This window comes from Paenibacillus sp. R14(2021) (assembly GCF_019431355.1).
Taxonomy (GTDB): domain Bacteria; phylum Bacillota; class Bacilli; order Paenibacillales; family Paenibacillaceae; genus Paenibacillus_Z.
The window spans coordinates 2,258,701-2,282,876 of sequence record NZ_CP080269.1 but is presented as its reverse complement, the minus strand read 5'-3'; the positions used below and the strand labels follow the sequence as shown (position 1 = coordinate 2,282,876).

Genomic DNA, 24,176 nt, shown 5'->3' with positions numbered 1-24,176 from the left:
ACGGCGTTGCTAATTATTTTGAATTGAAATATTTCGATAGGAGATGAGTCCTCCAACTACAAAGTATTCCACGCCTTTGACTTTCGGATTAATGAGAAGCGCTTCTCCTGCTTGATAAACCGGCAATGCACCGCCGTCGTCACCAAGAAGCAGCTTCTCCGCTTCTTTGAACGAGCTCCAACGACCAGCTTCATCGTTCGTGAACGCGCCTCCGGGAGCTGTTTTCTTCACGATTTCGTCATAGGCCGGGCTGTTGTATTTTGGATAATTGAAGCTGGATTTCGACTGGAACAAGGTACCGAGATAATCGTAGGGATCGCCATAGTTTGGGCCCCATCTTGTCAATCCAAGCTGATAATCGCCGGCTTTCATGCGCTTCAGGCGTTCAGCTTTCGTAACGGTAACCAGTTCAATGGAAATGCCGTCCAAAGCTTGCAGGTCTGCTTGAATGGATTCTGCGGTCCGTTTCACTTCGTTCGAATCTTCAATCAGCAATTGCAGCGAGATTTGATCGACGCCGAGTTCTTTTTTAGCCAGTGCTAAATATTCTTTCGCTTTGTCGACATTATAGGTTTGGAACCTTGGCGAAGTATCACGGAAGTCTTTCCCGTCTGCATCCGTAGCCAACCCTTTTGGAACGATGTAGTCTGCCGCAACGGAGCCGTCTTTCAAGATATCGTTTGCAATATGCTCGCGATCGATGGCGTAGCCTAATGCCAGCCTTAGATTTTTATTCTTGAGCGATTCGAATTGATTGTTTGGCGAGAGATACCAAACATAGCCGGATAGAACATTGGTATACGCTTTATTCGTGGCATATCTGGAAACAAGCTCCGATGAGATTTTGGTTGCATCCAGATCGCCTTTTTCAAATTCCAAGGCTGCTACCGAATAGTCCTGACGCTTAACAAAATCGATTTCATCGACCTTGATATCTTTTGCATCATAATAATTAGGGTTTTTCACGATTTTCCAACTATTGAGCTTATTCCATTCGGAGAAGATAAAAGGTCCGTTCGACAATAAGTTTTGCGGAGTCTCCGCGTATTTATCGCTTTGTGCGGTCACGAACTTCTCGTTTAAAGGATTGAAAATAGGAATCGGCAAAAACTTGATAAAAAATGGCACTGCCGTTTCAAGCGTAACTTCCAATGTGTAATCGTCGAGCGCTTTAACGCCCAGTTGTTCTAATGGCAGTTTGCCAGCGTTAACCGCAGCTGCGTTCTTAATTCCTGAATCGACGACGCTTCCCGCATACTCGCTTGCTGTTGCAGGATCAACGGCTCTGCGCCAGGCATAGACGAAATCCTTTGCGGTGACAGGATCGCCATTCGACCATTTAGCGTCTTTTCTTAAATTAAACGTATATACGGTGCCTTTGTCGTTCTTTTTCCAATCGGTTGCAATTCTCGGAACGATATTTCCGCTTTTGTCGTAGTCAACGAGTCCATCTGTAAACGTTTCAATCATTTCCAGCGAAAAGCCATCCGAAGCGCGACTGGTGTCCAAGCTGATAATGTCCACGTCTTTCGCGAATGTCACTACATTTTTATGACCTTCGGAAGCCTCGTTGCTTTGCGGATCGTTAGCGTTTTTGGTAGAATCGCAGGCTGTAAACAGAAGCAATGACGACAATGCAAGACCCATAAACTTGACTTTATTATTCATGTGTGATCTCCTTATGAAATGCTGAAAATTAGTATACACATAAATATTATAGGTGTAAATTATATAATATTCAGTGTAAATTAATCCTATAAGATTAATGAGTAAAATGTCTAGTATTATTTTTTTTTATGATATAATGCGAGCATAGAATAGCGAAGGAGGCAGAATGATGGCAGCAAATAACGGAGAATGGAAGACAGCTACGGTTGCAGGCGGTTGTTTCTGGGGCGTAGAGGAATATTATCGTCGGTTGAAAGGAATCGTGGATACTGAGGTTGGTCTTGCAAACGATGATGAGACTGTGGATCCGAACGACATTGATAACATGATTGAAGCGGTTAAGCTAACCTACGATCCTGCTGTCATTTCGCTTGAACACATTATTGACCATCTCTTTCGGATCGTAGATCCTACTTCTTACGATAAGCAGGGTCCGGATCAAGGTGCTCATTATCGAACAGGGGTATTCTATGACAATTCTTCCGATAAATTGTTGATTGAAAATACGATTGCCGAAAAATCGGTCCATTATAAGCAGCCGATCTATCTGCAAGCTAGAAACCTTCACCATTTTCAAGTTGCGGATGAGAAACATCAAGCGTATCTTGCCAACAACCCAAGCGCTCACTGCCACGTTGACTTCAGTCTGATCAAGGATGATGAGAAGAAGTAACTGGCCTCACCGGAGCGATTTCGAATTATGATCAGGTCAACCAGAGGTTTCTGGTTGGCCTTTTTGGGTTTATGTGCAGCATAGTTCCGACATCTGGTATTATTATTGGTAGGTTTTGGTCTAATACGCAGTATAAGGAGGGAATGCACTGAAGAAATCGTTGATATTCTGTCTGGTTAGGCGGCGCAATCCTTGCTGGACTCTACTATTTTAATGAAATTGCAGATCATAATCATTTTTATGGCGATCCTAGTCCTGTACCTATGTTCATTTACGCCGGTATCTCTGGAATAGGTTTCTGGGCAGCTATAATTTCATTCACTTTATACTTATTTAAGCGCTTTGGCGTACGACGGATAAGAGTGCACGTTGAACGACGGTGTCGAGGAGAGCTTCTTTGGCGTATTTCAACTCATGTATAAGGAGGAGGAAGGATGAAGAAACGAATCTGGCTGATAGTTTGTACAGCAGCGCTGTTAACGTTTAATTCGAATGCTTACGCGGCGAAACCGATTGCAATTCATGTGAAGGGAAAAGATATCCAGTCGACTGCTGCACCTATTATTGAGAAGGGGCGTGCGCTTGTACCTCTCCGAGTCGTTGCAGAAGCGTTAGGGGTAACGGTAGTCTGGGATGCCAAACAGCAAACTGCTTCGATCAGTAAATATACGAAATCGGTTAAATTAATGCTCGGACAAAAAGAAGTTCTTATCACGGACGGGTTAAATGAGTATACACTTCCGTTAGAGACAACATTAAGGCTGTTTAATGGCAAGGTCTATGTTCCATTACGATTACTGTCAGAAGTCTTTGGATATAAAGTCGCTATGGGAAAAGGCGTTGTCTCAATCGCCTCGCCACTGAATGATTCGCAGCGCAGCATACTTGACAAAGGCGACCTATTGAGTGCCCGAAAGATGGTAATGAACATGGTTTGGAATCAAGTGTTCTATGCCCATAAACCATTGCAGACGACGCATGCTATCGAAAACTATAGCAGAACGTTTATCTTCCCGGAAGGGAAAGCTTTGCGCTTCTACATGATTGACAGCGATGAGACTGTATCGCTTTTTGAACTGAGGGATGATTATCTCGTGGCTATTTGGCAGGCGCACATGGATATCTATGCGGGTGGAGATGGGGTCATGAAGTTCGCAGCTAGTACGCTGTTTGATGAGACAGGACCCAAGCCCACAATCGGCTCGGATTTTATTTTCTATAGCAATGGTTCTTCTGGAGATAGTTCTGATGAAAGCAGTGGCAGCATTGATGCGAACGGCCAAGTTACAACGCTCGGCTACATTCACAAAGTAGGCGGAGAAGTGACGAATTCAGATGGAACGGTCTCTCTCACACTGCCACATGAGACTCGGCTGGACTAGGTATAAGAATATGATAAAAAATAGGGAAAAACCCTGAAACGCATAATCAACTACATTGGTGAGAACAACAACTCAACGCCATTTCTACATGAGTTTGAGCATGCGTTAAGCGAAGGTAGCTCGATTGCGACTAAACATGAGTCTGGATGTGTCTTTTATCCATAGTGATTTCGGTGCACTTGATTTTTCTGAGGATTGGTTGAAAGGGTTTATGAATGAATCTAGAAAAACCAACCTTTTGTAGTCGTTATATCTAAGTTATTTTTATATGTCTCGAAGCTTACATAATCTTTTCCAGCCAGTATAATAGGGGTAGATGTACAAGAAAGGATGCTGATCCATAATGAAGTTTAACGAATATCGCTACGAACGACCAGATGTGGACCAATATAAACAGGCATTCACAGCTCTGCTTGGGCAATTAAATGACACCGCTGCATGGAAAGAGCAGCGAGCTGCCGTTATCGCCATGAATAAGCTTCGCAGCGAATTTGATACGATGCAAACTTTGGTCAGCATCCGGCATTCCGTCGATACGACCGATGCGTTCTATAAAGCCGAACAGGATTTCATGGACGAGACCGGGCCTGTCGTGCAGGAATACACAACGGAGTATTACAAAGCGCTTGTCCATTCCAAATTCAGAGCCGAGTTCGAGAAGGAATGGGGCGCGCAGCTGCTGCAGCTTGCTGAAATCTCGCTTCGCACGTTTAACCCGGACATCATCGAAGATTTACAACTGGAGAATAAGCTGTCCACGGAATATTCGCAGCTGATTGCTTCCGCCAAAATCCAATTCGAAGGCGAAGACCGCACCCTGCCGCAGCTGACGCCATTCGAGCTGTCAACGGACCGTACGATGCGCAAGCGCGCCTCGGAAGCCAGATATGGCTTTATGTCCGAGCATGAGTCTGCCTTCGACCGGATTTATGACGATCTCGTCAAGGTTCGCGTCCGCATTGCGAAGAAGCTGGGCTACAGCAGCTTTGTTGAACTTGGTTATGACCGCATGATGCGGACGGACTACAACGCCGAAATGGTGGCCAACTTCCGCAAACAAGTACTGGAGCATATCGTCCCTGCCGCTCAGAAGCTGAAGAAAAGACAAGCCGATAGGCTGGGTCTGGATCAGTTAAACTATTACGATGAAAACTTTAGCTTCGAAACCGGCAACGCGACGCCTAAAGGCGATCCCGATTGGATTGTCGCGAACGGAGCGAAGATGTACAAGGAGCTCTCACCCGAATCGGATGAATTCTTCACCTTTATGCAGGATAACGGCCTCATGGACCTGGTCAGCAAGAAAGGCAAGGAAGGCGGGGGCTACTGCACCTTTATCAGCGATTACAAAGCGCCGTTTATTTTCTCGAATTTCAATGGTACATCTGGCGATATTGATGTGTTGACCCATGAAGTGGGCCATGCCTTCCAGGTATTCCAGAGCCGTAATCTGGATGTGCCGGAATATGCCTTCCCTACCTACGAAGCATGCGAGATTCATTCGATGAGCATGGAGTTTATTTGCTGGCCATGGATGGAGCTGTTCTTCCAGGAGGATACCGCGAAGTACCGGTTCAATCATTTGGCGGACAGCCTGTTGTTTATTCCTTACGGCGTCGCGGTCGATGAATTCCAGCACTACGTCTATGATCACCCGGAGGCGACTCCTGCAGAGCGCAAGGGAGCATGGCGGGAGATTGAGAAAAAATATTTGCCTCACCGCAGCTATGACGGCAACTCGTACTTGGAACAGGGCGGATTCTGGCAAAAGCAGTCCCATATCTTCCGGTCGCCTTTCTATTACATCGACTATACGTTAGCCCAAATCTGTGCTTTCCAGTTCTGGAAACGTTCGAATGAAGATTTCCAATCCGCATGGAGCGATTATTTGCGACTGTGCAAGGCGGGTGGAAGCCAATCTTTCCTTAAGCTGGTCGAGCTTGCCGGACTCATCTCGCCGTTCGAGGATGGCTGCATTGGCTCCGTCATTGGAAACATCGAAGGCTGGCTGAACGGTATCGACGATAAAGCACTGTAAATAGTTAGGCAGCCTGAAGGGCATGAGTTTGGTATCTTATCGACTCATGCCTTTTGTATGGCGGCTACACTATCATTGTTTACTATGCGTCTTCGTCCGGCGTGTAAGCCAAGATATCGCCTGGCTGGCAATCCAGTGCCTTGCAGATCGCTTCCAAGGTAGAATATTACAACAGAGTTCAAAAGTAATATTTTAGATAGCCCCAAAGAAGTAAAATCGGAATTGCTGCAAGAAAACAAGCCATAGCCGTATTTTCCCTCTGTTTTTTATCGTTCCGATCCTCAATGCGGTCATTAGCTCTTTGACGGTCCCCAGATATCATCGCTCCACTTGTAATTACTGTGAAAACGATTAGGGCCAAACCAATGTAACCAGATACTCGTTGAATGACATCATGATTTGTAAAGAACTTCAGAACGAATAGAATGAATGAAAGCAAGACACCGGATAGGAATGAGTATTTAGCTAATTTCAAGATTTGCAGACCTCCATTAAGGGCTCCCAATAATTTATTACTTGTACGGAATGTAAGGAATTGGGTTTCATTTGTCTAAAACACTGTATTTTCACTAGATAACGGTATGATCAGTTCCGCCTCAGGCGATTCGGACGTGACTGTTAACTGTCGGCCTTCCGGCCAATGATAACGAACGGACTTGGATACGGGATCGATCTCGACCGTGTACAGCGTACCGAATGAATCTGAATACTGCCTGTTAAACAAAGGTTCTTGCAAGAAGTCCGCCGGAGATATGTTTCCCGCCATTTGAAATAGATGGTCAAACCTTTCCAACGTACGGATCTCTCCGTGGCGACTTCGACCACAGTTTCGGAAGCCGTGAGGCGGCTCCGCTCCATACCGCATCGCCTTGCTCAGAATATCTCTCTTCTAGACCTCGAGGGACATTACGCCGTCGTGTATGCCTCGCCGGAAGGAGTGACCGTGGAGCACGGACTTATCTGCTGCACGAATCATCAACGAGAGAGACCGGAATCCCAGTACGATTTTGTACAGAATCGTCTCAGTTTATCGATGTAACGGCTCTCCCCCGTCGCTAGGAACAGGTTCCAGCTGAAAAAACCTAAGCCTACGGCCGCGCAGGTTTCCAAGTAACCGTTAATCCTTCGCCCAAGTGCGATCCAGAACCGCATATCAATTAATTGTCATGTAAGCTGTCCGTCGATCTGATCGGGACGCATCCGAGCGTTACAACCCACGCGAACCGGGCTGCGATCAGGCGGGGACCGATGCTGTACTGCCTGGAGTCTATGGATAACGAGCGTTATGACGAAGGCGTCGTCCATTATGCGCGCGAAGCGTTGGATAAACAAGTGCGCCTGAACCGTAAGCTCCCTCAAGTGCCTGTATTCGAGACGCAGTACGATCCTGCTTTCTTCGATGGCGCCGTGATCATCCGAACGGAAGATGCAGCAGGACTTCCGCTTACAGCTATTCCGTATCCGTATTGGAATAACCGTTCACGGGGTACGATGGATATTTGGATTGCGTATGACTATGCGGCGAGCAAGGAAGGTTGGGACAACAAGCTCTATCGGAAAATCAAGCAAGATTAAGAAGAAGGCAATAGGTATAAGGCAGCGGTCCTAAGGGGCTTGCTGTCTTTTTTGATTTTATTTTCAAGCTATCGTTGCGTATATATGATAGGCGCGACGTGATACAACGCCAAAATGTGAGCCTTCGTAAATGAAAGAGTTGAAGACTGGCGGAGAGCGTTAAGCTAATAGGCAGCAGAGTTTTATTGCAAAAGGTATTTACGGGTTTACATGTGTTCAGTATCATTGGAAGCGAATGGAAAAGGGTAGAGACTGGGGGTTACTGTATGCAGAAAGCAAGTAGAAATAAAATGTTGTTCGTCATTTCACTATTGATCGTCTTTTCCGTATGGGTTGTCAATGAAAACTTCAAGTTAAAAGAAAAAGTGGATACTGTAAAGCATAGGCTGACACTTTCTCAAATCCAGTGGGATCTTGCCCAATTAGACGGGGCGATAGCTAATCAGATTGAAGCTCAATGGTCGCAGCCTTCCTATGTGAAGTCTCTATCACAGCCTAATTGATTATCCACATGATGATAGGATCGAACCGCTAAATAAATTAGATCAAAGCAAAATCGATAAATTTATTCAATTAAGAGAGGCATTACGAGATGTAGAATGGGGAATTGGATTTTCGAATTCAGGGAACTGGGAGTCTTTTGTCGAGAAGTTAAAGAAGTTATTACCCCAGATTTGAATGTTTGGATCCACTAACTTACAACTATAGTGAACTTGAAGAATGCGCGCACATCGAAGGTATAGGTGTTAAGGAAGTTAATAAACATCTTATGAAAGAAAGTAGGAGATAGAAATGATTAAAGGTAAAGTTATATTGTTAAACGGTGTCTCAAGTTCGGGTAAATCTACAATAGCAAAAATGTTATCGGAAAAATTACCAAATTATTTTGTATTGGGATTTGACGATCTAGGCTATTTAATATCAAAAATGCGTAACAATAAAAAAGAACCATCGACATGGGCCATTATAAACAAACAAAATTATGACCTGCATTTTACAACATTTATATTGCACAGACTGACAAAAGTTATCTCTGAATATTCTTTTAATATAATTATTGATACTGTTTTGGATTCGGAAAGCGATACTGAGGATTTTTTAGAGCAGTTCAAGGATGAAGATGTATTGTATGTCGGTGTACATTGTCCGCTCGAAGAATTGGAAAGACGTGAACGCATCCGTGGTGACAGGAATATCGGTATAGCAAAGGAACAATTAAATATTGTGCATAAGAGCATCATATACGGCGTTGAGGTCAATACATACGAAAATTCAACGGAAGAATGCGTATCAAAAATATTGAATGCATTACAAGTTAAATAAATTGACGAGTTGAGGTCGTAGATTATCAACCTGTGGCGATTTTGCAAAAAAAGCAAAGAAGCTTCCAATAACTTTTATTGTCAATGCAAGAAAACTATAGTATCTGTTGGGGAGGATTAGGGTGACAACTGCAGGCATTCTAGGCGTTGTTCATGACAACAATTTAAGACAACAGCATCATTTGACGTTGGAAGTCATAAAAGAATTAATTATCGAATTTCAACCAGAAGTGATATGCGGCGAAGTGCTCCCTAGCAGCTGGGATAAGTATAAAACGGATCCCGAAGAACGAGGCTATTGGGGCGAGCCTGCAAGTGAATATTGGAATTTGATTTTTCCTCTGTGTGAAGAAATGAACTATCATTTCGTACCCATTGACTGGGTAGAGCTTGATGTTTGGCTGGATTTTGATCCTTTTCATCCGTACGACGATCAGCAGAGACACGCGCTCAATATGGAGCTAGAACAGTGGTTTCAAAGGCAGCTGGACACATGCCGTACAAGTGTAATCCCGTTTAATTCCGTCGAATTTGACGCTGTCACGAAACAGAAGTACGAATGGTTAGAACGAATTAATCCTCAAGCGCATGTATTTAGATGGGTATGCAGACACCTTATTATGATTCAGCGCATCAAAAACGCCATGAAGGAACACAATGGAAAACGAGTATTGATTATTGTAGGCGCAGACCATAATCATGTGTTGCATGAAGGGTTAAGCGCAGAGAAGAATATTGAACTTGTCTATCCATTGAGGAAATAAATACGTCTGAAGGCTGCCGAGAACAGGGTTCCGGCAGCCTTCATTATGTCGGGGAAGGGGAAGTATAGGCAGAGATTAATATGAAATCAAATTTGAATAAGTTTCACTTTTTGGAAATCGGCAACTTATTTATTATAGTGGGGAGGCTGTAATCAGGAGGACATGCAATGGTTGAACGAATTGTTCTACTTTCATTACTTACACTGCTTATTCACGCAGCAGACACATTATCTTACGCGGTGAGAATGGCTGGCATTCGAACAGGGAAATTGGCGATATCCCTCTCATTAACAGGCATGATTGTACTTATTTCAAGAACGTCGAATATTGCACAAGGAACAATGACCGGGAAAATCGTAGATTTCGCTAAAGAACATGATGGGCTGAATCTACTAGCGAGTTTCCGAATTATTCTGCTCGGTGCATCGGCAGGAACGCTGATAGCTATAGCAGCTTTCCCAACTGTTGTTGCAATCTCCAGCCGAATGGTTGCTCATTTGGAACAGACGGGTTCAATTCCAAGAATGTTTAAGAAATTGGTTGGTTGCAATAGGTGCTTTAAAGTCTTTCATTATTTTCGACGCCCGAAATGGGAAATGGTTAGAAGGCTTCGAGTTAACGGTATGCCAATAATAATGATGCTTATGAACTGCTGTGTAACGGCCATCTATACGGCAGGTGTCTTGGCTGCTTTATATGCATCAAGCCTGCCAGGGGCGTACAGTACAGGGGCTTCACAAGCATCTGGTTTAATTAATGGATTGGCTACAATTCTGCTTACGTTATTAATTGATCCGCGTGTGGCAGTAATGACGGAAAAGGTGCTTAGAAGAGAAGCAAAACAAACGGCAATTAACAGTGTTTTTGGCGCATTAATGGCATCCAGGTTTTGTGGAACCTTAGCGGCACAATTGATTCTTCTGCCAGCCGCGTATTGGATTAAAGTAATCGTTCCCTATTTATAATCAGCTTGGCTATTGGTGAGCGTTTGTACGAAGGGTTAATGTTGTGAAAGCCGGAGGTAATGTGGCAATGAAGAACAAAGCGGTTATTCTGGGAACCAACTACTATATTGGACTCAGTGTCATTCGTTGTTTGGGAATGAAGGGTATCCATACTGTGGCGATGGACTATGAGCAAGTCAATACCTACGCCGCAAAATCCAAATATTTGACGGAGCGACATATCATGCCGCATTACCGGAACGAAGAAGAAGCAGCGCTTCGCTATCTCATCGATTACGGCAGGCGCCAGCTGACCAAGCCTGTTTTATTCCCTTGTGCGGACCCTTACGTAGAATTTATCGATCGGCATCTCGATGTCCTGCGGGCGTACTATCTCATTAACATGACGGAGCAGGGGTTCTGGAGCAGCGTGATGGACAAAGGCAATCTTCACAGGCTTGCGGTCCAGCACGGCGTTCGGGTGCCCGAGACAGCATATCCTGGAGAACCGGGCTTCGAGACGAACGTTTTGAATGAAATCGGATTTCCATGCATCGTCAAGCCGGCGGATTCGGCGATGTTCGTTAAGGCTTTCCGAGTGAAAATGTTCAAATGCCATACGTTCGAGGAGCTAGACGAGGCGATTAAGAAAGCCAAGAGCGCCGGATTAGAAGTAGTCGTTCAGCGAATCGTACCGGGCTTCGACGATCACATGTACACCTTTGATGCGTATGTAAATCAATCGGGAAAGGTAACCCACTGGATGACCTGCCAAAAGCTGCGTCAGTTTCCCATTAACTTCGGAGCGTCAACGTTTACGCGCCAAAAGCATGTGCCAGAACTATTCGAGATCGGTGCTCCATTTCTGGAAGCGATCGGTTACCTTGGGTTCGGAGAAGTCGAATTTAAGAAGGACGCGTCGAACGGGCAGTTTTATTTGATCGAAATCAATGTCAGAACGACGACGCTCAACGTGCTGTTGAACAAATGCGGCATTAATTTTCCGCTCCTCGCCTACATGGAGCTTACGGGCAGCGAGATCGGAGCGAAGGCCGTTCAGCAGGATACGGGGATCGTCTTCAATTACTTGTACGAGGACCTCTTGTCTGCGAGAGATTATGTCCGCACAAAACAGCTTAGCCGGAGGCAGGTGCTGCGTTCTTATTTCGTTCGACAGGCGCCTGCGATTTGGAGTATGGATGATCCGGCGCCGGCATTTCATTTCCTGCTAATGCTTATCCGTAAGCTGAAACGCAGACTCATCAGCTGAAGAAGAGTGTTCTATGGATAGAAGAAATAAGCGTACCTTGCAGCAGGCAACCTAAAATATTGGCAGCCTGCTCTTTGGCGTGGAAGGAAATGGTGAATACGGAACGAAAAGAAGCTATAGGATAGAATACCAGCGCAGCTTTGGACAACTTCGGATATTCAATATCAAGGGAGAGTGACGGAGTATGCATGCAAGGTATGTTTGTCTCGTGCTTCTGATGATTGCTGTTGGGCTTGCATTAACGGGCTGTGTGCCTGGCGACGGCGTCAATACTGATCAGCATCTGGCCGGCTTCTTCTGGGGAATTTGGCATGGCTGGATTGCGCCGGTATCCCTTGTGATCGGTTTATTCAAGCATACGATTCGTGTGTATGAGATACATAACTCCGGATGGTGGTACGACTTAGGCTTCTACATTGCGGTCATTAGCGGATTCGGCGGAATCTCGCTCAGCAGGCGGAAAAAAAGTGCCGCGCATCATCAATAAAGAATTGTCCTAAATGACATTTGAATATTTTCAAGAAAAATAAGCGATAAGGAGGTGCTGACCATGAATTACGATTTCACAAGTGAATTGGAGGCCTGATGATGTCAGTCATCGTATTTCGACGCTCGTTAAGCATATCGAAGGGAATATGCCTGAATGGAATATTGAAGCAAGCCGTTTCTAGGAATCGTGAGGCCGAATCAGTGCGCCGCGCATTACTCGGAGCATATGGGTCAAATTTTCTATATTGCAAAGCAATGCTTGAAGGAGAGGTATAGCTCCTCTTCCTTGTAGATATGGAGGCAGCCAGAAGGCTGTCTTTTTACATGTATTGCACCCGTAAGCGCAACAATTACGCACCAATTGCGTCAATTATTGGGAAAGATCCCCAGCATCATGTGAGGAGGTAAAGATGGCTTATACACGCTTGATTGTTCTGGTGATGGCGTTTGAGGTGCTGATCACGGTTATCGTTGGTTTTGGCATTTATTATGGATTTTCCGTCTTTCCGTTTATGTCTTCCTCCGTAACGCCAGCCGGAGCAGCTGTTCAAACGAGTGGAATTCACGCCACCATTCCCTTATATATGCCGTCGCTTATGGATTTGAAAATCCCGTACACCTATCTTCAGGCTGGCGCACAGGCTTGGGGGATTGCAGCTTTCTTGGTATCTGCGGCTGTAATGGGTCTGCAAAGCTTTATTCGAGGTATGTATCTGGGCGGTCTTCGTGGATGGATTGTGGATCGCAAGCGAGTATCGCTGCTGGCATGCGGACGCAGGTATTTCAGCACTATGCTGGTCTGGTCTATTTTTCAAAGCCTGTTTGGCTGGCTGACTGTTTTATTCACAGCAGCTTTTCTCCCGATGGGGCTGATCCTGATGATTGCGTTATTGTTTTATTCGCTTACGCCGTACTTAATCGTCCTGCAAAATAGTACGTTTACGGAGGCACTAGCCAAGGCGCCTCGATTGTTCAAACGCTATTTCGGCTCGCTGCTGCCGCTTGCATTGTTTGCCATGCTTTGCACGCTGGTGATCAGTTCTTTCCGGTCGCTGGCGGCACCGTGGAGCTACGGGATGCCGCTGCTTGCTCACGCTTGCGTGGGAACCTTCCTGATTGGCGCGGTGATGAGGCGTTTGAACGAGAAGCTGGCCTTGGATGGCGAGCAGGTTCCTGACCTGACCTTCAGCGAGATCCGTGACCGAAGAGCCATCCATGTGATCGTTGTGCTGCTCGTCCCGGTCATCGCATGGGCTGGTGTATATTCGGCAACCGGCAGACACTTAGGCTTGATTGATATTGGACATGAAACGCGGCTGGACGGGATCTCGTACCATACGGATTTCTCCGACGTGTTCTACGCGTCAGAGCAGAGGTACACGGCTTACGAATGGCAGTCGGGAGAATACCGTATAGCCATCAAGCTGCCAGACTTGTCCGGCGGAGAGAGGCCTGACGAGCTGCGTGGGATCGCGGAGATTACGTGGCAGTTGGACCAAGATATTCGTACCGTGTACAACAATTCTGTTCAAACGGAAGTAAAGCCGATTGGACACAAGAGCCGAATGATGTATAGACTCGTACGAGAGACGGCTCAGGATGGCAGCAGCTATTTCTCCAGCATGGGCGGCGGGACCACTTCGATTCTGCCGGGGAGCGAACGGCCGCGTGAGCCCTTGTCCGTTCAAATGATGGTAAGCGGAGACGGCAGCCAAGTCTTCGTCTTGCAATACCCGGCGCGTTTTGATAGTTCGCAGGTATTCCGCGTCTCGGGGAACGGGCAGTATTTCATACCGGCAACAAGCCAGATGAATCCGATGGATTTTCACGCGTACTGGTTTACCGCGGGTAAGCGCTCAGAGAAGCTGTTCGAATTGCTTGCTGCCAAGAACCAACTGAATTTCGTATCGACAATGAACCGAGCGTACTTCGCGCTTGCCTGCGCCATGCAGGAAGGAGATGGACGCATGGTTGCCAATCTGCTGCAGACGATGCGGCAGGCAGGCATAAGTGTGAAAGCGCCTGACTGGGACGAACAGAAGTGGACGGACAACTTGCACGGCAGATATAAGGGAGCAAGCTTACAGCAGACGTTGGAGCTGTTGTCGAAAGCCGGCATTCAGAGAGGCTATGAAAGCACGGAGCTATTGGATCGAAGCGATGAGCAGTACGGGGTGTACCGGTTCGATGTCCCATTCTTTCACGGCAGCATATCCGTTACGTATAAGGAAGTGAAGGCAGACGGCAAGCTGTTATCCATTGAAGTGACGGCGTAGTGTAGGAGGACATTCTCCTGTGCTAGGGTCTTGAAGTGCGGTTGGTTAAGTTCTATTCAGGTTTAACAAGGAGGCACATATGCGCGATATCAACTATAGCGACTATTTCTGGCAGGATGATGCGATTCGATTGCGAGCGATACAGCCAGAAGATTGGGAAGGCCATTATTTGAACCGGTTTGATACGGCAGCACGGCGCTTGGTGGATTGCCTGGTTGAATTGCCGCCAACAATAGCGGAAGCCAAGTCATTCGCCGAAACCTTCACAGACTTCTCGTCGAACCGGCTTATGTTTACCATCGACAACCTGCAGGGCGATAATGTCGGCGGCATTAACCTAAATAGTATAGATGAACGAAACGGCACGTTCAGCATCGGTATTCAAATCGACCGGGATCACCGAGGCATGGGCTACGGTACGAGGGCTGTACATATCCTCTTACGCTACGCTTTCTTCGAGCGCCGGCTTCATAAATTCAACGATCATGTACTAGAGGGAAACGAAGCCTCTGCTGCCATGCTGCGTAAAGTCGGGTGCAGGCAAGAGGGGGTTCGACGTCAGGTGTATTATATGAATGGCCGCTACATGGATTCCGTCCTGTTCGGGTTAACCAAGGATGAATACGTGGAACACCTCTCGAAGCTCAATTGAAGGTCGACGGCACGATCGGCAGTTTTGTTCGAGCGGTTTGGGCCCAATCGGTGAAGCCGAATTCTATAAAGCCTACCGGCGACCGAACAGTGATTAGGATTTGGATGAAGTGATTATTTTTGTTTGCTTTTCGCGGCAGGGAATCGAAGTTCAGAGGACGAATCAATGAATAGTCTGATATTCATTCCATTGGTCATGGGAGGGAATCACTTGCGAATTTCGCATGTACGCTTATTGGTGCCGGACGTAACAGCCTGTTTCTTGTTTTACCGCGATTGCATGAGACTTGAGGTTCGTTATGGCAATGAAGAGACGCCGTATGCCGAGTTTCAAACGGGCGATGTCAGTCTTGCGCTCGAGCCGCTGCTCGTGAACGCGGGAGAGGAAACGCTGCGCAGGCCGGTTGCATTCAGCGCCGAGGACCGGGCCGCGATTATTTTCAGCGTGAACGACGTGGATGCCGCGTATGAGGAATTGAAGGGCAGGGCGGTTACTTTGGTGAAAGAACCGCATGACACGCCGGAATGGGGCCACCGCGTCGCGTATGTGCGCGATCCTGCCGGGAATTTGATCGAGCTGAACGGCGGTATTTCCTAGTCTAGAAAGAGGAGACCCTACATGCAAGGTTACAACGTGCTTCTAGTCTACAACAACGAGATGGATCGGCTGCTCATGTGCAAGCGGCTCAAGGAACCCTATCTCGGATTAAGCAATCTGGTAGGCGGCAAAATCGAGAGCGGCGAGTCCGGCATGGAAGCCGCGTACAGAGAACTCTACGAAGAAACGAGCATTACGAGAGGCGCAATTACGCTCCATCACCTCATGGATTTCAAATACTATCTGCAGGATTGCTATGTAGAAGTTTATGCCGGCAAGCTGAACGGCGACGCAGCCGTCTCAGGGGATGAGAATGAATTATACTGGTCGGACTTGGACCGAAATTTCTTCGACATGACCTTATATGCAGGCGAGGGCAATATTGGGCATATGATTGAACAAGTGAAGATGAGCCTGCCGTTCTTGTTCGAACGGCAGGAAGCATAAAAAAATGATCCCCAAAGAGCGAATGGCTCTGAGGGGATCATCTTTTTTTGGTCATTATTTGACGGACAACAGGCTCGCAAGCCGCTCATGCAAAACTAAGGAAGGCCGAAGCCCCTCGATGAGAGGGATCCGGTTTTTGTGTTGTACCTTGACTTAGATTAGATGACGTTCGGAACGTCGACTTGAGGCTCGACATCCGCTTCATAGTCCACGCCGTCCGTCTCGAAACCGAACAGCTGGAAGAACTCCTTGCGGTAACCGGCAAGGTCAGTCAGCTGCTCGATATTCTCGGTCGTCACGGCCTCCCAGAGGCTCGCCACTTCAGCCTGTACGTCCTCGCGAAGCTCCCAGTCGTCGATTCGAATGCGTCCTTCGGCATCAACAGGCACTTCGCCGCCCGCGTACAGCCGCTCCGAGAAGAGGCGATAGGTCTGCTCGATGCAGCCTTCATGAATGCCTTTCTCCTTCATGACCTTATAGAGCGCGGAAATATAGAGCGGTACGACAGGGATCGCGGAGCTGGACTGCGTAACGAGCGCTTTGCTGACTGTGACGAAAGCACGTCCGCCGTTCGAGGAGAGCTGCTCGTTAAGTGATTTCGCGGTCGCTTCCAGATGGTCCTTGGCTTGACCGATCGTACCTTCGCGATAAATCGCCTGCGTAATTTGCGAGCCGATGTAGGAATACGAAATCGTCGTCGCGCCGTCTGCAAGCACGCCGCCCTCGCGGAGCGCGTCAATCCACTGCTGCCAGTCGTCGCCGCCCATAACAGCAACGGTTTCTTTCGTTTCCTGTTCCGTAGCGGGTTCAATCGAGATGCTCGTTACTTCGCCGCTGTGGAAATTGACGGTCTTGTTCGTGTACGTGCCGCCGAGCGGCTTAAGCACGGAATTCGATGTTTCGCCGGTAACGGGATCGGTTCTGCGCGCCGAAGCGACGCTATAGACGACCAAATCCACTTGTCCAAGCTCTTTGCGGATCAGCTCGATTGCTTTTGCCTTCGTTTCCGCGGAGAAGGCATCGCCTGTCACGCTGTACGACTTCAATCCTGCCTGCTGCGCGGCTTGCTCGAAGGCTGCGGAGTTATACCAGCCTGCCGAAGAGGTACGTCCGGCCTTGCTCTCGCTATGGCGGTAGATACCAACCGTATTGGCGCCTGCGCCGAATGCAGCCACGATGCGGGATGCCAGGCCGTAGCCTGCGGAAGCGCCGATTACGAGCACATTGCGCGGGCCTTGGATGGACGGATGCTCCTTGACGTAATTAATTTGCTCTTGTACCTGCGCGGCACAGCCTGTCGGATGTGCAGTCGTACAAATAAATCCGCGTGTTCTAGGTTTAATGATCATGATCGTTCATTCATTTCCTCTCCTGCGATAATCAAGGCAGCTTGCCCTTTGCTTAATGTTAAGATAGTACCCTGAATGCGGCCAAACCGCAACCTGGGCCATGTAAAAAGCCCGCGTTTCCGCGGGCTGAAGCGTATCATGTACGACGGCTAAGGCCGTTCTAAAGCGAAGATATCGCCGAGCTTGGCGTAGCTGGTGCCGGCAAGCCGGCTGACAGGGCGAAGCTTCTCCGCATCCACATGGCCGGCAGCATCATAGAGCTCGTCGGCGATATGGAACTGGACGACTCTGCCGATAATCAGATCGCAGCCGGGGCCATCGCCGGTTCCGCCCAGCGGAAGGATCTGTTCAACAACGCATTCCATGCGGATGCTGGCTTCGGCTAATCCGGGAACGCCTACTTTGCTGCTTGGCACGAGCGTCAAACCTGTGTATTCGACTTCGCTTGCTTCCGGTCCGAGCGAGGCGGCTGTCTGATTCATCTGCCGGACGTTGTGTTCGTTCGGGATGTGCACGACGAGCTCACCGGATGCCTCAGCGTTCCGTGCCGTATCTTTCATCGCGCCGTTCCTGCGCTGAACCGATACGGAGATCATCGGCGGATTGGAGGTTACGATGTTGAAGTAGCTGAACGGCGCCGCGTTGACGATGCCGGATGCAGTCTGTGTCGTTACCCAAGCAATCGGGCGCGGAATTATGCTGCCGATCATGAACTTGTAATTGTCGCGCTCCTGCTGCGTTAAAGGGTCGATCGAAATCATCTGCCTCACCATCTTCGCTTAGGATTGGAAAGCTGCCTTGAACCAAGCTGCCGCTTGATGAACCTCGGATGCGGACAGCTTGTGTCCGAAGCTCTCCCAGTGCACGGTCACGGAGGCTCCGGCTCCTTCGAGCAGTGACTGCAGCTCGTCTGTTTCAGCGGCTGAGCAGATCGGATCGTTCGTGCCTGCCCCGATGAAGATCGGCTTGCCCGTCAAGTCCGGCAGCGCGAGTCCGCGCAGCGGAACCATAGGGTGATGCAGAATCGCGCCTTGCAGGGCATCCGCGTAGTGGAACAGCAGGCTTCCTGCGATATTGGCACCGTTGGAATAGCCGACTGCAACGACATTTTGCCGATCGAAGCCGTATTTAACGGCAGCTTCGTCAAGGAAATCGTTCAGCTCCGTCGTCCGGAACTTCAAATCCGCTTCGTCGAAGATGCCTTCAGCGAGTCTGCGGAAGAAGCGGGGCATGCCGTTCTCGAGCACATTGCCTCTAACGCTAAGCACAGACGAAGAAGGAGAGATGATTTCGGCTAGCGACAGCAGGTCGTGCTCCGTACCGCCCGTACCGTGGAGCAGGAGTAATACCGGTGCGCTCGGATCGTTGCCTTCTTGGAAAATATGTTTCATAATTACGCCTCCTAATGATGGTTGGATGACGGGAACCGCTGCGTCCGCCGAAGACGATGGCCTGCGAACATTTTCCTCTAGATAGAGTATAGCCCAGGCTTGCATCAATTATCGTTCCTTGCCAAGATTAGCTCGTCACGAAGAATGCAGGTTGGGGATGCAGGAAGCAGCGAATAAGCTGACTGGCAGGTTCCCGTATGAGTTTCTTTTGTTTAATCATCTTTAATTCAAGATATTAGAGCAGAACCTGCGTACCGACAACAAACCAATGTGATCTAAAATATCTTTAATTAAAGATAATAATACGTGCAGATCAACGTGATGTCAATGGGACGATAGAAATTATCCGTTTCTACGGCAAAAGCAGCTATTCTCGAGCTTCCGCCCAGGCAATAGCTGCTTCTCTTCGTTTCGAGCCTTAGGATTTCTTCGTAACGACCGGCATCATCATGCCGTTGTCCATGCCCATCATACTGACGCTTCCATCTGTCTCGGCGCCGTCATACAAGTAAACTTCCGTTCCGAAGGCTGGTGCCGCATAGGGCAAGTGCGTACGGCCTCGGGCCAGAATTTGGCGGTAGTTGCCGGAGTCGCCTTCATAGCCGTCATGATCCCACGGTACCCACGAACGGGCATTGCAGTAATGGCAGACGTAGGAGCGCCTGAAGCGATCGGTTGTTTTGTTCGGGTACGAGCGATGGAATAGATGGGAATGGAAGAATAGGACATCGCCCGGCTGCATCGGTACCGAGATCGGAGCAGGATATTTGGCCACGATGCGCGAGAGCGTGTTGACCTCGTCGTCGAGATGGCTGACGTTCTGCACGCCGTTCAAATTCGAGAAAGCGTCCAGCGCATGCACGTTGCCGCCGCCGATTCCTGCGGGCGGATAGACCGGCTCATGATTGGAGCCGGGAACGACCCACAGGCAGCCGTTGTCTTCGTCGACTTCCTCGAGCGCGATCCAGGCGCCGATCAGCGTATCGGGATGCGTCTTGATGTAGCAGGAATCCTGGTGCCAGCCTTGTCCACCGCGGCCGGGCGGATTCAGGAACATCATGGACTGAACGGCATAGACATCCGGACCGATAAGCGCCTCGGTGACGTCAAGCACGCGGGGATGCAGCAAGCCGCGTTCGGCAGCCGCATTCAAACGGGAGAGCATGTGGATACGCGTTGCGGCGTTAAATTCTTCTTTCAGCGGATCCGTGCTGGTTGGTTTATAGGATTGTTCGGGTTTTGCACGTCCGAGACGTGTTTCTTCCGCGAGCGTGTAGAGCTCGGCGATGTCTTCTTTTGACAATAAGCCTCTAACGACTAGAAATCCGTTTCGCTGGTAGTGAACATAATCCTCGACGCTGACCAAATAACGGTCTTCTCTCGCGCGGGACTTAGGCGTATAGTACGTTGCCATATGAATTCTGCCTCCATAGTAGAAGTAGTTATGCTTCTATTTTGACGTATTTCAGGCAGCGTTTACAATGGATGGAAAGCGATAAACGATGTTACTTTTTGATTTCCGGATTGACGAAAACATGCCGGTTGACGAACGTGCGCCCCGGGTCGGTGCCGATCGACGTGTAACGGAAAATAGGTTCCTTGCAGCGCTCCATATATTCGGTCGCCGTCATGCCGCGGACGCGTTTGTACATTTTGGAGAAATGATGCTCGTCTCCGAAGCCGCAGCGGTACGCAATTTGCTTGACGGTGCCTTGGCCGCGCATCATCAGTTCTTCCGCGAGCCGGAGCCTGCGTTCGACGAGCATCCGCTTGGGCGACATGCCGACGGCGGCGACAAAGATTCGCGTGAAATGCTCATGCGTCCAGCCCGTTTGCTGGGCGACCTGCTCGATCGTAATGGACTCCGTCAGATGCTCTTCCATATACGTGATGGCGCGCACCACTTGAATCGGATAGCCGCTCACCGCAAATTCCGGCGTATGGTCCGCATAGGCAGCGAGCTCGCCAAGCGCCGCGGCCGTTAGGTCGGACAGCCGCTGTTTCCAATGATGCGATTGATAGCCCGCGACAACGACAAGCTGCTGCATAATGCCTGCAACGAGACTGCTGTGGCGGGCCGGTATGACATGAATCGCGGACTGCGTCAGCGAAGCGTAGCGTTCATCGGGGCGGCGGAGCGCCTCGAAGTTGAAATGAACGAATAGATGACGGGTCGTATGCTCCCGGTCGAACAAATAACGGTGGCTGACGCCGGGGCGCGTAAAGACGAAGCAAGGCGAACTGAGCTCATGTGCCGTCCCTTCCACCTCATAGACGGTGCCCGTGGCCTCGGGAAAATAGACAAGCTCGAAATCGTCGATGCTCCGCGTATCCAGCATCGAGCCCGGATTGACGATCACATCGCCGACGCTGTGCACGTACGGTGATTCGTTCAGGTACGCATTCATCTTGGCGATCTTCCTTTCCCCGTTCGATTACGAGCACTGCAGGCGCCGATCGTTGGCGTCATGCGCCTTTTCCTAATTATAGCAGTTCTATCAGCATCATCAACGTGGTGAATCGCTAGATGGCGACGGTTAATCTCTGCCGAGCTGTTCAAAATCATTCAAATGCTGACCGAGAAGATCAAGAACAGCATAGAGTTGCTCTTGTTTCTCGCGATACGAAAACACATTATGTAAATATATGCTACGATAATGGCGTTGGCTAGGTATCGTGTAAAGGAGAGCTTAGATGATGAGTATGAAGTATTCCATTTGCTTCATTTTTTACATACAAGAATGTCCAGACTCACGCAGAAAAGAATCAACGAACTGGAGAATGTTTGCAAGGAAAGTATGTTTGGGGCAGTGACATGATACTAGTGGATGAATGCAGTCGTAACCGCATTGAAGAAGTAGTTGAACATGTTTTTTGGAATTATAGCGTTCTAAAGTTCTAAAGAAGATACGAAGAATATACACGCTAGTTAGGATAACAAGGCAGTAGAGAAGACCTTATTGCTTATCCCAAATATATCGAAAGTGATGAGAAGTTAAAAGAGATGATCACGTTGCTTAAGCAGGTAATTGAATTTCTGGAAAAAGGAGAGACGTATTACATATAGGTCTCACATTTGTAAACCTAATATAAATAAAGCATTCATCGGAAGGGAAGTTCAAATGATGAAAAGTCGGTGGATAATGGGTGCTGTGCTATCTTTGTGTCTGCTGCTAGCCTCCTGCGACGACAACAAAGCACCGGCAGAGCCAGCCGCTGTTCCGATAACCGCGCCAACGGCGGCAATAGACTCGTCTTCGAACGACGCTCCAATCACCTACGAAGTAACCCGAAAAGATGCATCAGAGAAGGCCGATCTCCTCACGAAAACTTACGGCGCGAACAGTGTGCAGTACGCCATGATCGATCATGGCCGCATCGTCGTATCCGGTCAATCCGGCAAGAATGATGAGCAGGGACAGAAGCCGCTAACGAAAGACACGATGTACGGGATCGGCTCGACGAGTAAAATGTTTACTACCGTTGCCGTCATGCAGCTGGTCGACCAAGGGAAAATCGATCTCGATACGCCAGTCGTCCAGTATATCCCCGAGTTTACGATGAAGGATGAACGCTACAAGCAGATTACGCCGCGTATGCTGCTGAATCATTCTTCCGGTTTGAACGGATCGTCGGGGACAGACGCCGTTTTATTTGAAGATAATGATACTTACGCCCACGATACACTGCTGAAACAACTGAACGGACAGACCCTGAAAGCAGACCCGGGCGCTTATTCGGTTTATTGTAATGACGGATTTACGTTGGCCGAGATTCTGGTTGAGAGAGTCAGCGGCATGGACTTTACCGCTTATATCCATCGCTATATTACGGAGCCTCTGGGTATGGCTAATACGGTGACGCCGCTTGATTCTCCGAACGCAGCGAAGATGGCGGGACTCTATTATCCTACGTACCAAGGACAACTTCCCAACCAGACGTTCAACTTGATTGGAACGGGCGGCATTTATTCCACGGCGGAAGATTTGGTTCAATTCTCGCAAATTTTCACAGGGGAAGCGGAAAAAGTCTTGTCCGGCAAATCGGCTGCAGCCATGGCGCAAGACGAGTACAAGACGCCATTGTGGCCGGACGATGCGGACAATTCATTCGAATACGGTCTCGGCTGGGACAGCGTCAATCTGTACCCCTTCGGCGAATACGGAATGAAGGCGCTGACCAAAACCGGAGACACGCTGCTCTATCACTCATCGCTTGTTGTGCTTCCCGAGCAGGACATGGCGGCAGCTGTCGTCACTTCGGGCGGAAGCAGCACGTACGACCAGCTTCTGGCAAACGAAATTCTACTTCAGGTGATGAAGGAGAAGGGGACAATAGCCGCATTCAAGCCTGAGAAGTCGTACGGCGCACCGGTAAAGTCCAATATGCCGGAGGCCGTATTGAGGTATGCTGGTATTTATGGTGCGTCGGACACAACGATAAACATCGCTATTACCGAAGGCGGTGTCATGTCCATCACTTCGGAGCAATCCGAAATTCCAGTCCAGATCTACCAGTATTCGGCGGACGGCACGTTCCGGAGTGCGGATGGGAATGCGATGATCAGCTTCGTGACGGAGGAGAACGGCCGGAGCTATTTATGGATTCGTCAATACACTTCGTTGCCGGGACTTGGGCAGACGGCTGTGTCAGAGTACTCCGCCGAAAAGCTCCAGCCGCAAGATCTTCCGACAATGACAAAAGAAGCATGGATGCAGCGCGACGGCAAGAAGTATTATCTGCTGAATGAAAAGTATACGTCGCTTATTTATTTGGTGTTGCCGCCCAGCCTATTGAATGTGTCAAAACAATTGCCGGGTTACGTGTTGGATAAGCGAATAACAGGCCCGAATACGGCCGTCTCCGAATTGCAAATACCCGGAATGAACGGGCGGGATCTCTCAGGTTTAACGTTCTTTAAACAGGACGGGGTTGAGTACCTGGATAAAGGCGGAAGAATCTTAGTGAGCGAGGACGCCGTGAAGCCCATCAACGTCGCTAAGAAGTTAATCGTCACCATTCCGCCGAGCGGATTCGCCGAGTGGTATACGATAAGCGACAAAGACGGGGGCAAGATCGTTAAGGTGAACATGTCCTCGGACGCCTCCTTCGCCGTCTATAATGAGAAGGGAACATGCATCTACTTCAGTGTCATCGGAGACAAGAATCAAGTGGAACTGCCCCCTGGAGGATCTATTGTTTTCGCCGGGGATACCGGCACGAAGTTCGAGATTTCCGCGCAGTAACGTCGCACTTAACGCTATCGGATAAAGTTAGCGATACGTACAGTGGCAGTCTAAGACCTTATTCTCCAGGTCACGGTTTGCAACTGTGTCTTT

23 protein-coding genes and 1 pseudogene are annotated in these 24,176 nt (G+C 48.7%); 16 read left to right on the top strand and 8 right to left on the bottom strand.

Annotation, left to right across the window (positions count from 1 at the left end; genetic code table 11):
* Positions 1–9: 9 nt before the first annotated feature.
* Positions 10–1,668 (bottom strand): peptide ABC transporter substrate-binding protein, encoded by a 1,659-nt coding sequence (locus KXU80_RS10855; protein WP_219838190.1) that lies wholly within the window; start codon positions 1,666–1,668, stop codon positions 10–12.
* Positions 1,669–1,834: 166 nt separating this feature from the next.
* Here KXU80_RS10855 and msrA point away from each other — a divergent pair, with 166 nt between their 5' ends.
* The 3 genes from msrA to KXU80_RS10840 all read left to right on the top strand — a co-directional run bounded on the left by msrA (position 1,835) and on the right by KXU80_RS10840 (position 5,761).
* Positions 1,835–2,341: a peptide-methionine (S)-S-oxide reductase MsrA gene (gene msrA / locus KXU80_RS10850; protein ID WP_219838189.1), complete on the top strand. Its 507-nt coding sequence runs from the start codon at positions 1,835–1,837 to the stop codon at positions 2,339–2,341.
* A gap of 434 nt (positions 2,342–2,775) precedes the next feature.
* Entirely contained in the window at positions 2,776–3,723 is a 948-nt protein-coding gene (locus KXU80_RS10845; RefSeq protein WP_219838188.1) for a copper amine oxidase N-terminal domain-containing protein, read from the top strand.
* A 343-nt stretch (positions 3,724–4,066) separates the two neighbouring features.
* The gene (locus KXU80_RS10840) at positions 4,067–5,761 is read left to right on the top strand and encodes a M3 family oligoendopeptidase (protein ID WP_219838187.1); all 1,695 of its coding nucleotides are present in this window, start codon (positions 4,067–4,069) and stop codon (positions 5,759–5,761) included.
* Positions 5,762–5,843: 82 nt separating this feature from the next.
* On the opposite strand, the pseudogene KXU80_RS10835 reads toward KXU80_RS10840, so the two are convergent.
* Together KXU80_RS10835 and KXU80_RS10830 are read right to left on the bottom strand one after the other, a co-directional pair.
* A pseudogene (locus tag KXU80_RS10835) lies at positions 5,844–5,927 on the bottom strand (helix-turn-helix domain-containing protein); the annotation flags it as partial.
* Between the two features lie 12 nt (positions 5,928–5,939).
* Positions 5,940–6,236, bottom strand: coding sequence for a DUF5316 domain-containing protein (locus KXU80_RS10830; RefSeq protein ID WP_219838186.1), 297 nt, complete (start codon positions 6,234–6,236; stop codon positions 5,940–5,942).
* A 300-nt stretch (positions 6,237–6,536) separates the two neighbouring features.
* Here KXU80_RS10830 and KXU80_RS28425 point away from each other — a divergent pair, with 300 nt between their 5' ends.
* The 12 genes from KXU80_RS28425 (at position 6,537) to KXU80_RS10770 (ending at position 16,097) form a co-directional block, all read left to right on the top strand.
* Positions 6,537–6,800 carry a carcinine hydrolase/isopenicillin-N N-acyltransferase family protein gene (locus KXU80_RS28425; RefSeq protein WP_374987761.1) on the top strand — a complete coding sequence of 88 codons (264 nt, stop codon included), beginning with the start codon at positions 6,537–6,539 and terminating at the stop codon, positions 6,798–6,800.
* A 122-nt stretch (positions 6,801–6,922) separates the two neighbouring features.
* Complete coding sequence (locus tag KXU80_RS10820) at positions 6,923–7,336, top strand: hypothetical protein (RefSeq protein WP_219838184.1); 414 nt, start codon at positions 6,923–6,925, stop codon at positions 7,334–7,336.
* A gap of 266 nt (positions 7,337–7,602) precedes the next feature.
* Complete coding sequence (locus KXU80_RS10815; RefSeq protein ID WP_219838183.1) at positions 7,603–7,839, top strand: hypothetical protein; 237 nt, start codon at positions 7,603–7,605, stop codon at positions 7,837–7,839.
* 289 nt (positions 7,840–8,128) lie between these two features.
* Positions 8,129–8,659, top strand: a complete 531-nt coding sequence (locus KXU80_RS10810; RefSeq protein ID WP_219838182.1) for a phosphotransferase-like protein — start codon at positions 8,129–8,131, stop codon at positions 8,657–8,659.
* A gap of 121 nt (positions 8,660–8,780) precedes the next feature.
* Positions 8,781–9,422, top strand: a complete 642-nt coding sequence (locus tag KXU80_RS10805; RefSeq protein WP_219838181.1) for a DUF5694 domain-containing protein — start codon at positions 8,781–8,783, stop codon at positions 9,420–9,422.
* A gap of 167 nt (positions 9,423–9,589) precedes the next feature.
* Positions 9,590–10,387, top strand: a complete 798-nt coding sequence (locus tag KXU80_RS10800; RefSeq protein ID WP_219838180.1) for a lipid II flippase family protein — start codon at positions 9,590–9,592, stop codon at positions 10,385–10,387.
* A 67-nt stretch (positions 10,388–10,454) separates the two neighbouring features.
* On the top strand, positions 10,455–11,636 hold the full coding sequence (locus KXU80_RS10795; RefSeq protein WP_219838179.1) for a carboxylate--amine ligase: 1,182 nt from the start codon (positions 10,455–10,457) through the stop codon (positions 11,634–11,636).
* 184 nt (positions 11,637–11,820) lie between these two features.
* Positions 11,821–12,123, top strand: coding sequence for a hypothetical protein (locus tag KXU80_RS10790; RefSeq protein WP_219838178.1), 303 nt, complete (start codon positions 11,821–11,823; stop codon positions 12,121–12,123).
* A gap of 412 nt (positions 12,124–12,535) precedes the next feature.
* Positions 12,536–14,401 (top strand): hypothetical protein, encoded by a 1,866-nt coding sequence (locus KXU80_RS10785; RefSeq protein WP_219838177.1) that lies wholly within the window; start codon positions 12,536–12,538, stop codon positions 14,399–14,401.
* A 79-nt stretch (positions 14,402–14,480) separates the two neighbouring features.
* Positions 14,481–15,053, top strand: a complete 573-nt coding sequence (locus KXU80_RS10780) for a GNAT family N-acetyltransferase (RefSeq protein ID WP_219838176.1) — start codon at positions 14,481–14,483, stop codon at positions 15,051–15,053.
* Between the two features lie 210 nt (positions 15,054–15,263).
* Positions 15,264–15,650: a VOC family protein gene (locus KXU80_RS10775; protein ID WP_219838175.1), complete on the top strand. Its 387-nt coding sequence runs from the start codon at positions 15,264–15,266 to the stop codon at positions 15,648–15,650.
* Positions 15,651–15,671: 21 nt separating this feature from the next.
* Positions 15,672–16,097: an NUDIX hydrolase gene (locus KXU80_RS10770; RefSeq protein WP_219838174.1), complete on the top strand. Its 426-nt coding sequence runs from the start codon at positions 15,672–15,674 to the stop codon at positions 16,095–16,097.
* Between the two features lie 158 nt (positions 16,098–16,255).
* Here KXU80_RS10770 and fabV read toward each other — a convergent pair whose 3' ends face one another.
* The 5 genes from fabV to KXU80_RS10745 form a co-directional block, all read right to left on the bottom strand.
* Positions 16,256–17,446: an enoyl-ACP reductase FabV gene (gene fabV, locus KXU80_RS10765; protein WP_219838173.1), complete on the bottom strand. Its 1,191-nt coding sequence runs from the start codon at positions 17,444–17,446 to the stop codon at positions 16,256–16,258.
* A 149-nt stretch (positions 17,447–17,595) separates the two neighbouring features.
* Positions 17,596–18,207 (bottom strand): flavin reductase family protein, encoded by a 612-nt coding sequence (locus tag KXU80_RS10760; protein WP_219838172.1) that lies wholly within the window; start codon positions 18,205–18,207, stop codon positions 17,596–17,598.
* An 18-nt stretch (positions 18,208–18,225) separates the two neighbouring features.
* Positions 18,226–18,837: an alpha/beta hydrolase gene (locus tag KXU80_RS10755; RefSeq protein ID WP_219838171.1), complete on the bottom strand. Its 612-nt coding sequence runs from the start codon at positions 18,835–18,837 to the stop codon at positions 18,226–18,228.
* Between the two features lie 418 nt (positions 18,838–19,255).
* On the bottom strand, positions 19,256–20,251 hold the full coding sequence (locus KXU80_RS10750) for a phytanoyl-CoA dioxygenase family protein (protein WP_219838170.1): 996 nt from the start codon (positions 20,249–20,251) through the stop codon (positions 19,256–19,258).
* Between the two features lie 91 nt (positions 20,252–20,342).
* Positions 20,343–21,245, bottom strand: a complete 903-nt coding sequence (locus KXU80_RS10745) for an AraC family transcriptional regulator (protein WP_219838169.1) — start codon at positions 21,243–21,245, stop codon at positions 20,343–20,345.
* 714 nt (positions 21,246–21,959) lie between these two features.
* Between KXU80_RS10745 and KXU80_RS10740 the strand changes: the two genes are divergently transcribed.
* Positions 21,960–24,083: a serine hydrolase domain-containing protein gene (locus tag KXU80_RS10740; protein WP_219838168.1), complete on the top strand. Its 2,124-nt coding sequence runs from the start codon at positions 21,960–21,962 to the stop codon at positions 24,081–24,083.
* Positions 24,084–24,176 lie beyond the last annotated feature (93 nt).